We start from the raw sequence: 12,963 nt of genomic DNA on the forward strand, positions 1-12,963 counted from the left end.
AGCCCCCTAAGAATCAATGTGTGCTATGATATTGCAGCCCAATTCACATTAGTTTTTCTTAACTCTTTTAGTCTGTTCCAAAGCAATTTGTATTCTATTTTTTCGCATGTAGGGTCATTATCTATTATTTTTTGAGCTTCATCACGTGCCATTTGCACTATCTGACCGTCACGCGCAATGTCTGCTATTTTAAGATCGAAAGCTATTCCGCTTTGCTGTGTACCCTCAAGATCTCCGGGACCACGTAGTTTTAAGTCGGCTTCGGCAATTCTGAATCCATCGTTTGTGTCGCACATGATGTCTATTCGCTTGCGTGTTTCCTCGCTAAGTTTGTAACTTGTCACAAGAATGCAGAAAGATTGTTTTGCTCCACGTCCCACGCGTCCACGAAGCTGATGTAGTTGCGAAAGTCCGAATCTCTGTGCGTCAAGAATTACCATTACCGATGCGTTGGGAACGTTTACTCCTACTTCGATAACCGTTGTCGCAACAAGAATTTGAGTATCCCCGTTTACGAACTTGCGCATTTCCTCTTCCTTCTCTTTAGATTTCATCTTGCCATGAACCTTACTTATATTAAACTCTGGAAATATTTCTTTAAGTGATTCATAACCGTTTTCCAGATTCTTGAGGTCGGTTTTTTCATTTTCTTTAATCAAAGGAAATACAATGTATACCTGCCTTCCTTGGTTAATCTGTTGACGTATTCCACTATACAAACTTGTCATCTGTGTGTCAAATTTGTGTGTTGTTACTATAGGCTTTCTACCTGGTGGGAGTTCGTCTATTACGCTCACGTCAAGATCACCATAGATGGTCATAGCCAAAGTTCTCGGAATAGGGGTCGCTGTCATAACTAGCATGTGTGGAGGATTCTCGCTCTTCGCCCATAGTCTCGCCCTTTGTGCCACTCCGAACCGATGTTGCTCGTCGACTATAGCCAGACCAAGATGTGCGAATTGCACAGTATCTTCTATTACAGCGTGTGTTCCGATAAGTATTTTTACATCGCCTTTTGCTAATCCCTCTAAAACATCTTTTCGTCTTTTTCCTTTAACGATTCCAGTAAGGAGTTCTACGCGAATATTCATTCCAGCAAGAAATTCTTTTATGGTATTAAAATGCTGTTCGGCGAGTATTTCGGTCGGAGCCATTATACACGTCTGGAAATTGTTGTCAATAGCGATAAGCATAGAGAGCAGGGCTACTAATGTCTTACCTGATCCAACGTCACCTTGCAACAGTCTATTCATCTGTCTTCCGGCAGCCATATCTGCTCTAATCTCGTGCATCACCCTTTTCTGTGCTCCAGTGAGTTCAAACTTCAGGTTGTTCTTATAAAAATAGTTGAAGTTGCTACCTACGCGTTGGAATATGTAACCACGATATTTGCGACGATGATCGCTGGCATATCTAAGTATGTTGAGCTGAACATAAAACAGTTCCTCGAATTTCAGTCTTAACTGTGCATGTTGCAGTTCGTCAATACTCTTTGGATAATGGATGTCTCTGAAAGCGTTTTCACGTTCGATAAGATGTAACGGCACGGTTATGAATGGTGGAAGAGTTTCAGGCAAAGAACCTTTTGGAATTTTAGCAATCAGTGTTTTGGTTATTTTTTCTATAGCACGGCTCGTCATTCCGCAGTTCTTCATCTTTTCGGTAGTAGAGTAATAGGGCTGCATACCCATTTCTGAAAGTTGCAGATCCTCGGTTTTCTCTATCTCTGGATGAGCAAACTGATATCGACCACCATATACAGTAGGCTTGCCGAATACAATGTATTCAGTACCAACCTTATATGTCTTATAAATGTATTGAGTACCTCGAAACCAGACTAAGTCAACAACTCCGTGACTGTCGGAGAAATGAGCCACTATGCGTTTTCGCCTAGCACCCATTGCAAATTCCTCAAAACTAAGTATTCTTCCCTTTATCTGAACGAAAGGCATTGCACCGTTAAGTTCGTTAATATGATATATCTTGCTGCGATCCACATATTTATATGGATAGTATTCCAGAAGGTCACGCCACGTTGCAATATTGAGTTCTTTACTCAATATCTCTTTTCGTTTCGGACCCACTCCGGGCAGATACATTATGTCTTGATCTAGAATACCAGTCAAAGTGTATGAATTTTATTTTGTTGTGATTTCAATAAAGCCTCTGCTACGATGATGTCAAAAGGCGTCGTAATCTTTATGTTCTCACGGTTGCCTTCTACCATTGTAGCTTGGCAGCCAAGAGACTCGACGACTGATGCATCATCTGTAAATGACTCTTGATAGTCGGCATTGTATGCTTGCTTCAGCAGTTGTATATCAAATACCTGAGGAGTCTGCACAATCCTATAGTCGCTACGCATAACATTTTTTCCACCACCTTGCTTATCTACATATCTTATAGTGTCAGTAACAGGCATTACAGGAATAGCAGCGAAATCGTCTCTTGCTGTTTCAAAGCAATTGTCAATGACCTCTTTAGATACGAAAGGTCTCACTCCGTCGTGAATTCCTACAACTCCAATTTCTTCGTCAGGAATTGCAGCCAGTCCGTTTCGTGAAGATTCAAAGCGAGTTTCACCACCGTTGACAATTGTGTGGTTTACTTTAAAGCTGTGTTCTATGCACAGTTGCTTCCAATATTCCTGCTGACTTTGCGGAAGAACAAGGATGATTCCCAATTCAGGATCGTATTCGTGAAATCTCTCAATTGTGCGCATGAGAATAGGTTTACCATCAATAGGGAGAAACTGTTTTGGAATATCAGCTCCCATTCTCATGCCTTTTCCTCCTGCAACAATAATAATGTAATCCATCGCTTATTTATTCATTAAGTGGGCGTATTGCATCTTCTCTTGCAGGTCTTCGGTAGCCTTTTCGCCAATGAAGAAGCTCAGAATCTTATAAGCGTATGGCAATGTCGCAGCAGGTCCCTCACCGGTGATTATATTGCCGTCAATCTGGAATAGTTCTGCCGTATAATGTGCATCAATCATATATTTCTGAAAGCCTGGTGAGCATGTTGCTTTTTTACCTTTTAGCAGTCCAAGTCCTCCAAGTACCATTGGGGCGGCACATATAGCACCTATTCGCTTTCCTTTTGCGTTTTGTTCAAGCAAAGCCTTTTTCAACAGTGTATGGTTGTTTAGGTTTGTTGCCCCAGGCATTCCTCCGGGCAAAAGCATCATGTCGGCATCGTCGAAGTTGCTAATGTCTTCAAATTTCAAGTCAGCCTTGATAGTTACTCCATGAGAAGTCTCAACAAGTTCACTTCCCGTAATACTTACGGTTTTAATGTCCACACCGCCTCTTCTGAGGATGTCAACGGGAGCCAGTCCTTCGATTTCTTCGAAGCCGTCTGCCAAAAATTCATATACTTTTGCCATAGTTCTTAATTATTTTCTTTATATTTGCAAAAATAATAATAAAAATTGAAACAACAAAATATTATGTCTGAACGTAAATTGGTATTTGCTGTTTTTGGCAATGAATGCAAGTGTGTCGAGATAGCACAATACATTGAGAGAATAGAAAAGTATTTAGACTGCCATAATGCCGACGTACTGATAGAACCTGTTGATTTCGATAATGCCGACTACGTGATATCTCTTGGAGGTGATGGAACGTTCCTTCGTGCTGCCAGTAAAGTTGGTGACCGTCAAATTCCAATTATCGGTGTGAACATGGGAAGATTAGGATTCCTCGCCGATGTTTTGCCTAGTGAGATTGAAGAGACGCTTGACAAAATGTTGGCAGGAAATTATATGATAGAAGACCACACTGTGATAAAAATGGAGACTGACGGTGAACCTATTATGGGTAGCCCGTTTGCACTCAATGATATCGCGGTGTTGAAACTCGACTCTGCATCTATGATTAGTATCAGGTCACATATAAATGGCGACTTCTTGGTTAATTATCAGGCTGATGGACTTGTAATTTCCACGCCTACGGGGAGCACTGCTTATAACCTTTCTAATGGTGGTCCGATAATTGTTCCTCAAAGTGGTAGTCTCTGTATTACTCCTGTTGCGCCGCATAGTCTTAACATCCGACCAATTGTAATCAATGATACAAGCGTGATTGAGCTTGAAGTGGAATCACGTTCACATAATTTCCTGGTTGCTATTGATGGACGAAGTGAAAAACTTGATGAATGCACAAAACTTAGAATAATCAAGGCTCCGTATTGCGTAAAGATCGTGAAGTTAAAAAATAAACGATATTTCTCTACGCTACACGAAAAAATGATGTGGGGAGCAGATACCAGACAATAGTGTGCCTCATAAGAATATTAAATGCAATGAAATTAAAGAAACTACTCCGCATACCAGATTATAAATATGACACAAAGACTCTGCTGAAATGGCTTTGGCAGGCTTGGAGAGGTAATCAGCTGCAAGCTGTGCTTAATGCTTCTATTGGTTTGCTTTCTGTAGTTGTGAGTCTAGCTCAGGTGTGGGCAGTTAAACATGCTATAGATGTCGCTAGTGGTACGTTGGATGGTAGTATATATTGGTCTGTGGCTGTAATAGCCATGTTCATATTGTGTGATTTCGCATTAAATATTTCGGGAATCTGGGTAAAGAACATCCTTGGAATAAAAGCGCAGAACAAGATGCAACAGCGAGTTCTCGATCGTATTCTGCGCTCACAATGGCATGGAAGAGAAAGTCATCATTCAGGAGACGTACTAAATAGACTGGAGTTTGATGTTAACAATGTTGTTACATTTCTCACCGAAACCATTCCAAATACGTTGTCGGTGATTGCCATGTTCCTAGGTGCATTCTTTTATCTGTTCTCAATGGATAAAATTCTGGCAGTAATTGTAATAGCCATATTCCCAATGTTTCTTGCTGTGAGTAAGATTTATGTTGGACAGATGAGACGACTCACGCGTAAGGTGCGCGACAGCGATAGTAAGGTGCAAAGTGTATTGCAGGAAACTATTCAAAATCGCATGCTTATAAAAACTCTTGAGAGTGATGATGTGATGGTCGGTAGATTAGAGAATACCCAAAGCGAACTAAGACAGAATGTAGTAAAGCGTACTAAGTTTAATCTTTTCAGCAATCTCATTGTAAACTTTGGCTTTGCTTTTGGTTATCTTTTCGCATTTCTATGGGCTGCGCTAAGAATGTCTCTGCATACATTAACATTTGGAGGAATGACGGCTTTTCTGCAATTAGTTAATAAAATACAGACTCCAGCAAGAAGTCTTACTAAGTTAGTACCAGATTTCGTCAGTGTGTTTACAGCTGTTGAACGATTGATGGAATTGGAGGAAGATCCGCTGGAGGAGCAAGGTGAACCTATTGAAATGAAGTCGCCTTGTGGAATAAGATTGGAAAATGTAAGTTACGGATATTCAAATAAGGATGGACACGTGATAGATAATCTCAGCTTTGATTTCACTCCAGGCAGTTGTACTGCGATACTTGGAGAAACTGGAGCCGGGAAAACCACTCTTGTACGCTTAATACTAGCTTTGCTGCAACCTCAATCAGGTATTGTGTCAATTTACAATAAACAGCAATCTCAGTCGCTTTCACCATGTCATCGTTGTAATTTCGTGTATGTCCCGCAGGGTAATACCCTGATGAGTGGTACGATCCGTGATAATCTTCGTTTAGGAAAATTAAATGCTACGGATGAAGAAATACAAGAGGCATTACATGAAAGTTGTGCCGACTTTGTGGAACAGTTGCCTGATGGATTAAATACGCTCTGTTCTGAACAGGGTGGTGGACTCAGTGAAGGACAAGCGCAGCGCATTGCTATTGCAAGAAGTCTGCTACGTGACCGTTCTATAATGCTTTTTGATGAAGCTACTAGTGCTCTAGATCCTGATACAGAGCGCCAACTTCTTCACAACATATTAGCATGTCATGATAAGACCGTGATCTTTATCACACATCGTCCGGCCGTTATGAATTATTGTGATCAAACGTTGAAAATAGAGAAAATATAAATATATTATGTGTCTAAGGCAACTTTTTGCCAAAGTCTCACGTCTAATGAAAGAATATGATTCACTTAAAAGACATTAATAAGACCTACCGTGGAGCACAGCCGTTGCATGTGCTTAAAGGCATCAACCTTGATATTGAGGAGGGAGAGTTTGTCTCTATAATGGGAGCTTCCGGTTCTGGTAAGTCCACGTTACTCAATATTCTTGGTATTCTCGACAACTATGATAGTGGCGAGTATTTTCTCGGCGATACATTGATAAAAGACCTCTCAGAGACTCGTGCCGCAGAATATCGTAACCACATGATTGGATTTATCTTTCAAAGTTTTAATCTTATTGGATTCAAAACTGCTGTTGAAAATGTAGAGCTACCTCTATTTTATCAGGGTGTTGGACGAAAGAAAAGACACCAGTTGGCAATGGAATACCTTGAACGATTGGGACTGTTACCATGGGCAGAACATTATCCTAATGAAATGTCGGGCGGACAGAAACAACGTGTGGCTATAGCGCGTGCGCTAATAACCCAACCAAGACTAATTCTTGCCGACGAACCTACTGGAGCTTTGGACAGCAAGACTTCTGTTGAGGTGATGCAACTGCTGAAAAAACTCAATGAAGAAGAACACAAAACGATTGTTGTGGTAACACATGAGAGTGGAGTTGCCAATGAAACAAACAAGATTGTGCACATCACCGATGGACTTATTGGTAAGATAGAGGAAAATCTTGATCATCACGCTTCGCCATTTGGAATAAATGGAGTGATGAAATAAATTGTGATTGCCTATGCGTGATATTATAACTGAAATATGGTCTACTGCCAAGCGCAACAAACTGCGCACCGCACTCACCGGCTTTGCTGTTGCGTGGGGAATCTTTATGCTTATATTTCTTCTTGGTGCTGGTAATGGACTTATCAATGCCACTGAACAAAACTCAGGTAAATTTCTTTCAAACTCTATGGTTGTGTATGGTGGTCGTACTTCTAAGCCTTACAAGGGATTGAAGGAAGGTAGAAGTATAGCTCTTAACAATAGGGATATGAAAACCACTGATGAAAGCTTTCGTGCGAATGTTGACAAGATGGGTGCAAGCATTCAGCAGAATGGTGTGAATATTTCTGTTGGCGATAATTATATCAGTACAACTTTGAGTGGAGTCTATCCAAATGAACAGCAAATTAATAAGATAGAAATGCTTCACGGCAGATATGTAAATGATATAGATAATTCCAATTCTAGAAAAGTTCTTGTTTTGAGTGAGGATCAAGCCAAGGAACTTATGCCGGGACATATTGAAGACCTTATAGGAAGATATGTAGATGTTGGACCGTTCGGTTTCAGAATCGTTGGTATATATAAGGCTGACCAAAGCGGACAAAATACTAATGCTTATTCTGCATTCAATACTGTGCGTACAATATATAATAGAGGTGATTCTACTGATGAAATCTCTTTCTCCTTTCATGGATTGAAAACTGAACAGGATAATGAAGCCTTCGAGAAGCGATATAAGGCAAAATTGAATACAAACCATAGTGCTGCACCTGATGATGGTGAGTCAATATGGTTGTGGAATAGATTTACACAGTCTTTGCAAATGGCAACCGGTACAAGTGTAATTCGTACAGCCTTGTGGGTTATCGGATTGTTTACGTTGTTGAGTGGTATAGTTGGAGTTTCAAATATAATGCTGATAACTGTAAAGGAACGCACACGTGAGTTTGGCATTCGTAAGGCTATAGGCGCAAGCCCATGGTCTATATTGCGGCTTATTATTATAGAGAGTATCATTATCACAACGTTATTTGGCTACATAGGAATGCTACTTGGTATAGCTGCCAATGAATATATGGATGCTACAATTGGTCACATGAAGGTTGACTCAGGCGTGTTTACTGCAACTATGTTTGTAAATCCAACCGTGGGACTTGATGTTTGTATAAACGCCACATTAGTAATGATTATAGCTGGTACGGTAGCTGGACTTATTCCTGCACGTAAGGCAGCTAAAATACGACCTATTGAGGCATTAAGGGCTGAATAATATGAGATTAGACTTTGATACATACAAGGAAATCCTTGATACGCTGACGCGAAACAAGAGCCGTTCGTTTCTTACCGGATTCGGAGTGTTCTGGGGCGTGTTTATGCTTGTGGGACTTATCGGAGGTGGTAGTGGACTGAAAGAAATACTATCTAATAATTTCGAGGGCTTTGCCACAAATTCTGCAATCGTCTTTGCCCAACCTACCACAAAGCCCTATGACGGTTATCGTAAAGGGCGTAAATGGAATATGGATTATAACGATGTTAAAAGGTTGAAGGCTCAGGTTCCTGAACTAGACATTGTAACACCTATGCTTAGTGGATGGGGCAGTAAAGTAACCTTTAAAGATAAAAAAACATCTTGCTCTGTAAAGGGCTTGCTTCCAGATTACGCAAAGGTAGAGTCTCCAAAACTTTATTATGGTAGATACCTTAATGACATGGACATGCAACAGCACCGAAAGGTGTGCGTACTTGGAAAGAAAATTTATAAGAATCTCTTTCCTGGAGGAGGTGATCCTTGTGGACAACTGGTGAGAATAGACTCTATTTACTATTGTGTTGTTGGAATTGACTACAGCTCAGGAAACATAAGTATCAATGGTAGGGCAGAGGAGAGCGTTGTTATTCCGCTAACTCTCATGCAGAAGGCTTATAATTATGGAAATCAGGTTCACCTCATTTGTGTAACAGCTAAACGTGGTGTAAAGATGAGTACAATTACGCAGAAGATGAGAGATGTGATAGCTCGTTCGCATTCTGTTTCTCCGTCTGATGAAAAGGCGATAACTGTATTTAATACGGAGGTCATGTTTGGAATGCTCGATAATCTGTTTTCGGGTGTCAACTTCCTTATATGGCTTGTTAGCATTGGTACTCTACTTGCGGGTGCTATTGGCGTTTCCAATATTATGATGGTTACTGTGCGTGAACGTACTATAGAAATTGGTATTCGACGTGCGATAGGTGCGACGCCAAAGAGCATACTTGGACAGATTATCAGTGAGAGTATCATCCTGACTTCAGTAGCTGGTATGAGTGGTATCTTTTTTGCAGTAGTGATTTTGCAATTAGCTGAAATGGCTAATACAACAGACGGCATTGTGACTTCACATTTCCAAATAGGCTTCTGGACAGCTATTGGTGCGGTCGTAATTCTCAGTATCCTTGGCGTATTAGCTGGATTGGCTCCTGCTTTCAGAGCAATGTCAATAAAACCGGTTGACGCCATGCGTGACGAATAATTTATAATAAGAAATCAAGCATAAGAATATATGAAAAAGTATTTTAAGTTTATTGTCGCAGGCATTATTGCTTTGCTTTTTATAGGAACATTTGTTTTCCTTTGGGCTAAGTCACGTCCACAGGCTGTGGAATATGACGAGTTTACCCCTACCGTGAGAGATATCAGAAAGACAACTGTCGTTACTGGAAAGATTGAACCAAGAAACGAGGTCAATGTAAAACCACAGATTAGTGGTATCATTACCCAGTTGATGAAGGAAGCTGGTCAGACAGTACAGGCTGGCGAGATAATTGCTAAAATAAAAGTAATTCCTGACATGGGGCAACTCAGTAGTGCGCAAGCTCGCGTCCGTCTTGCTGGTGTAAATATAAAGCAAACAAAGATTGATTATCTGCGTGAGAAGGCACTCTTTGATAAGGGACTCGTAAGCGCAGACGAATATGATAAGATTCGCCAATCTTATCGTCAGTCACAAGAGGAAGTAAGAGCTTCATCTGATAATTTGGAAGTTGTTCGTGACGGTGTTTCTCGTAGTAATGCCAACACGAGTTCAACGCTCATACGCTCAACAATCAGTGGACTTGTGCTTAATGTTCCAGTAAAAGTAGGAAATACTGTTATCTTGAGTAATACTTTTAATGACGGAACAACTATTGCAACTGTTGCTAACATGAACGATCTTATTTTCCGTGGAAATATTGACGAAACTGAAGTAGGAAGTCTTGTCACAGGAATGCCAATGAAGATTACTATTGGTGCTTTGCAGGATGAAAAGCTTGAAGCCAGTCTTGAATATATTTCTCCTAAGGCTGTTGAAAGCAATGGTGCTAACCAGTTTGAATTAAAGGCTGCTGTAAGAGGTGTCGATGGTAATAGAATTCGTTCAGGTTACAGTGCCAATGCTGAGATTGTACTTGCTCAGGCAAACCATGTATTGTCTGTTCCTGAGAGTGCTATCGAGTTTAAAGGCAACGCTACATATGTTTATGTCGTTAAAGTAAAAGGCAAGGACAAAACTTATGAGCGCCGTCGTGTTGTTACTGGTCTTAGTGATGGCATAAATATTGAAATAAAGAGTGGCATCACGCTGAAGGATAAAATACGTGGTCCAAAAAAAGTAGCTGATACTCCTGAAGAATCAGAGAATAAAGACTAGACAATAAAGTCATAAATATATAAATTCTTGTAAATTCTTAAAGAGTTTACAAGAATTTTTATTTTAGTCACATTTGATTATATAATACAGTTCATCTCTGTATTTCTACTCATTCACATAGATTTGTCCCCCAGCACTTTTGGTTCTTCGTCAATTTAGGGGGGAGTGACGATAAAATCGTAATCATACTAATATTTCGCGATTTTTTGCAAAATATACAGATATATACAGACACTTTTTCGCTTATGATGGTCTTTACTCGTCATTATGTGCGCTATACTTCGCTATATATTTAGTTTTTATCTTAGAACCCAACTTTAAATATAGTGGTAATTGCCATCAATCTTATTTTTGTAGTCTTCTTGATTATCGTTCGTTTACCTGCGCTATGTAATGTGTTTTTTCACGTTGGGTAATTTAATTACCCAACGTGTGTAATCGTGTTACTCACGTTGTGTAACACGATTGCCTACGTTGTGTAATAGGATTACACACATGCTGATGTAATCTGATTACACATATGCTAATGTAATCGAATTACACAAAATCTGCGAAAATTTAGGTAATAGTTACTGCACTCGGTTTCAATATATATTTCCATACTTCAAGTTCATTCTATCATATCTATATGTGTATGGAGTTGCTTTTTGTGAATTATCTATGCTGTTCATAAAGCTAGTAATGCTGTTCAATAACACTCCATCATCATAAAAATGCATTATGTAAATAGCATAATTTGCAAAAAAACGCAAAAAACAGGTGCGCTTTAGGGTTTAATGTCACTTTTATGCCGATAATGTCACTTAATGTTACTCGCTTAGCCCTTATAAATAAAGGGTTTGTGACATTATGACATTAGTGGCATTAAAAAAACTTTTTCTAGTAGAGCTGTCTTTAACCGGAATAGGTTTATTGAGGATATCCCCCCTAAATTGACGAAGAACCAAAAGTGCTGGGAGACAAATCTATGTGAATGCGTAGAAATACTGAAATAAACTTTATAAAATTATTATTTTATTTTTAATAAGAATCATTATTTTGTCATAAATGAAGAAAAACGCGAAAAGTTTGTTGCATTTTTAAAAAAATTGTTATCTTTGCCACGAAACTTTCAACATTTGTCCATGATTCGCATTACGAGGAAAACATTTTTACTAACTACCATATTCCTTGTCTTGACACTTTTCGTCAAGGCGGAGAGTGTTTATAACGTAATGTCTTATGGTGCAAAAGGTAATGGTGTTGCCGATGATGCTTCTTCAATACAAAAAGCAATAGATAAATGTGAGCAAAGTGGTGGTGGAATTGTTTTGTTCCCATCTAATCATGTTTTTATTTCAGGTCCATTACAGTTGAAGTCAAATGTAGAACTTCATCTCGAAACAACTGCTACACTGAAGGCCAATCCTGACGAGACGGTTTATCACATTAGCGCATTTGGAAAGAACCAAGGTGAGGGCATGTTGTGGATATGGGCAAACAATGCTGATAATATTTCTATCACAGGAAAAGGATGTATCCATGGAAACGGAATAAGTTTTATGGGTAAGGACCTTAATGATAGTTATGAATTAAAGCCAGTGACAACTTTTGATCCGCGTCCCCATGTTCTTAGTCTTACAGATGTTCGCAATCTCACTATAAAGGATGTTACAATACGTGAAGGCGCATATTGGACAGTGCATCTTATAGGATGTGACGGTGCTGTGATTGATGGAATAAACCTGCTTAACAACTTGAAAATCCGTAATGGCGACGGAATAGATATAGACCATAGTAAGAACATTCGCATTGCTAATTGCCACATCACAAGCGGTGATGATGCAATTTGTCTGAAGAATAGACGTGAATTTCAGCAATATGGTTCATGCCATGATATCGTGATTACCAACTGCGTAATGGCAAGTCGCAGCTGCACTGTTAAGATTGGATCTGAAAATATGGATTCCATTTACAATGTCACAGTTGATAATTGTATAATTAAAGGCAGCAATCGTGGACTTGGAATACAGAATCGTGACGAAGGAACAGTTACAAATGTGATGTTCTCTAATATCATCTTAGACTGTAGGTTGTGGAGTGACGTTTGGTGGGGAAAGGCTGAACCTATCTATGTTACGAGCTATCCACGTGCCAACGGCAATAATAAGGACGCTAACTGGCGATTCCCGAAGGGACAGACAGAGGGTCACTCTGGAGAAGTGAGCAATATTTACTTTAATAATATTGTTGCAACATCAGAGAATGGATGTTTCATTGGTGGAGACACAAAAGACAAGGTCAACAACATTCACTTTAATAATGTAGTACTGAAAAAAACAAGACAAACAAAATATGACACGGGCATTTATGATAAGCGCCCATGCCGTGGAGATGGCTATATATATAATAATCTGGATGCTATAGTGACCGAGAACGTTGCGACTTTGGATACAACAGGCGTGAAAGCCTATGGATTCTAATTTTTGTGGCGTTTCTTAATCTAATAGAAATATAAAATTAAGATTGCTGTAATATAACAGTGATACTTTTGC

General features: G+C 39.6%; 10 protein-coding genes. 7 read left to right on the top strand and 3 right to left on the bottom strand.

Annotation, left to right across the window (positions count from 1 at the left end; genetic code table 11):
- Positions 1-23: 23 nt before the first annotated feature.
- From recG to B045_RS0111185, 3 genes are read right to left on the bottom strand one after another with little or no spacing between them, the layout of a single operon-like run.
- Positions 24-2,126 (bottom strand): ATP-dependent DNA helicase RecG, encoded by a 2,103-nt coding sequence (gene recG, locus B045_RS0111175; RefSeq protein ID WP_025883268.1) that lies wholly within the window; start codon positions 2,124-2,126, stop codon positions 24-26.
- Positions 2,123-2,818: a 2-C-methyl-D-erythritol 4-phosphate cytidylyltransferase gene (locus B045_RS0111180; RefSeq protein WP_018464345.1), complete on the bottom strand. Its 696-nt coding sequence runs from the start codon at positions 2,816-2,818 to the stop codon at positions 2,123-2,125. Before B045_RS0111180 ends, recG begins: the two co-directional genes overlap by 4 nt.
- Positions 2,819-2,821: 3 nt before the next feature.
- The gene (locus tag B045_RS0111185) at positions 2,822-3,388 is read right to left on the bottom strand and encodes a DJ-1 family glyoxalase III (protein WP_018464346.1); all 567 of its coding nucleotides are present in this window, start codon (positions 3,386-3,388) and stop codon (positions 2,822-2,824) included.
- Between the two features lie 63 nt (positions 3,389-3,451).
- Between B045_RS0111185 and B045_RS0111190 the strand changes: the two genes are divergently transcribed.
- The 7 genes from B045_RS0111190 (at position 3,452) to B045_RS0111225 (ending at position 12,891) form a co-directional block, all read left to right on the top strand.
- Positions 3,452-4,279: an NAD kinase gene (locus B045_RS0111190; protein ID WP_018464347.1), complete on the top strand. Its 828-nt coding sequence runs from the start codon at positions 3,452-3,454 to the stop codon at positions 4,277-4,279.
- Between the two features lie 26 nt (positions 4,280-4,305).
- A complete protein-coding gene (locus B045_RS0111195) occupies positions 4,306-5,976 on the top strand; it encodes an ABC transporter ATP-binding protein (protein ID WP_018464348.1) in 1,671 nt (556 codons plus the stop codon).
- A gap of 56 nt (positions 5,977-6,032) precedes the next feature.
- On the top strand, positions 6,033-6,752 hold the full coding sequence (locus tag B045_RS0111200; protein WP_018464349.1) for an ABC transporter ATP-binding protein: 720 nt from the start codon (positions 6,033-6,035) through the stop codon (positions 6,750-6,752).
- A gap of 13 nt (positions 6,753-6,765) precedes the next feature.
- Positions 6,766-8,025, top strand: coding sequence for an ABC transporter permease (locus B045_RS0111205; protein WP_018464350.1), 1,260 nt, complete (start codon positions 6,766-6,768; stop codon positions 8,023-8,025).
- A gap of 1 nt (position 8,026) precedes the next feature.
- Positions 8,027-9,271 carry an ABC transporter permease gene (locus B045_RS0111210; RefSeq protein WP_018464351.1) on the top strand — a complete coding sequence of 415 codons (1,245 nt, stop codon included), beginning with the start codon at positions 8,027-8,029 and terminating at the stop codon, positions 9,269-9,271.
- 30 nt (positions 9,272-9,301) lie between these two features.
- The gene (locus B045_RS0111215; protein ID WP_018464352.1) at positions 9,302-10,429 is read left to right on the top strand and encodes an efflux RND transporter periplasmic adaptor subunit; all 1,128 of its coding nucleotides are present in this window, start codon (positions 9,302-9,304) and stop codon (positions 10,427-10,429) included.
- 1,124 nt (positions 10,430-11,553) lie between these two features.
- Complete coding sequence (locus B045_RS0111225; RefSeq protein ID WP_018464354.1) at positions 11,554-12,891, top strand: glycoside hydrolase family 28 protein; 1,338 nt, start codon at positions 11,554-11,556, stop codon at positions 12,889-12,891.
- The last annotated feature ends 72 nt before the right edge of the window (positions 12,892-12,963 follow it).

It is taken from the genome of Segatella paludivivens DSM 17968 = JCM 13650, from assembly GCF_000373185.1.
GTDB lineage: Bacteria > Bacteroidota > Bacteroidia > Bacteroidales > Bacteroidaceae > Prevotella > Prevotella paludivivens.

What these genes read in the sequence shown, in the direction of transcription:
- B045_RS0111225 (WP_018464354.1), top strand. Translation starts at nt 11,554, where the DNA reads ATGATTCGCATTACGAGGAAAACATTTTTACTAACTACCATATTCCTT.
- B045_RS0111205 (WP_018464350.1), top strand. Translation starts at nt 6,766, where the DNA reads ATGCGTGATATTATAACTGAAATATGGTCTACTGCCAAGCGCAACAAA.
- B045_RS0111180 (WP_018464345.1), bottom strand. Translation starts at nt 2,818, where the DNA reads ATGGATTACATTATTATTGTTGCAGGAGGAAAAGGCATGAGAATGGGA.
- B045_RS0111215 (WP_018464352.1), top strand. Translation starts at nt 9,302, where the DNA reads ATGAAAAAGTATTTTAAGTTTATTGTCGCAGGCATTATTGCTTTGCTT.
- B045_RS0111190 (WP_018464347.1), top strand. Translation starts at nt 3,452, where the DNA reads ATGTCTGAACGTAAATTGGTATTTGCTGTTTTTGGCAATGAATGCAAG.
- B045_RS0111195 (WP_018464348.1), top strand. Translation starts at nt 4,306, where the DNA reads ATGAAATTAAAGAAACTACTCCGCATACCAGATTATAAATATGACACA.
- B045_RS0111210 (WP_018464351.1), top strand. Translation starts at nt 8,027, where the DNA reads ATGAGATTAGACTTTGATACATACAAGGAAATCCTTGATACGCTGACG.
- B045_RS0111185 (WP_018464346.1), bottom strand. Translation starts at nt 3,388, where the DNA reads ATGGCAAAAGTATATGAATTTTTGGCAGACGGCTTCGAAGAAATCGAA.
- B045_RS0111200 (WP_018464349.1), top strand. Translation starts at nt 6,033, where the DNA reads ATGATTCACTTAAAAGACATTAATAAGACCTACCGTGGAGCACAGCCG.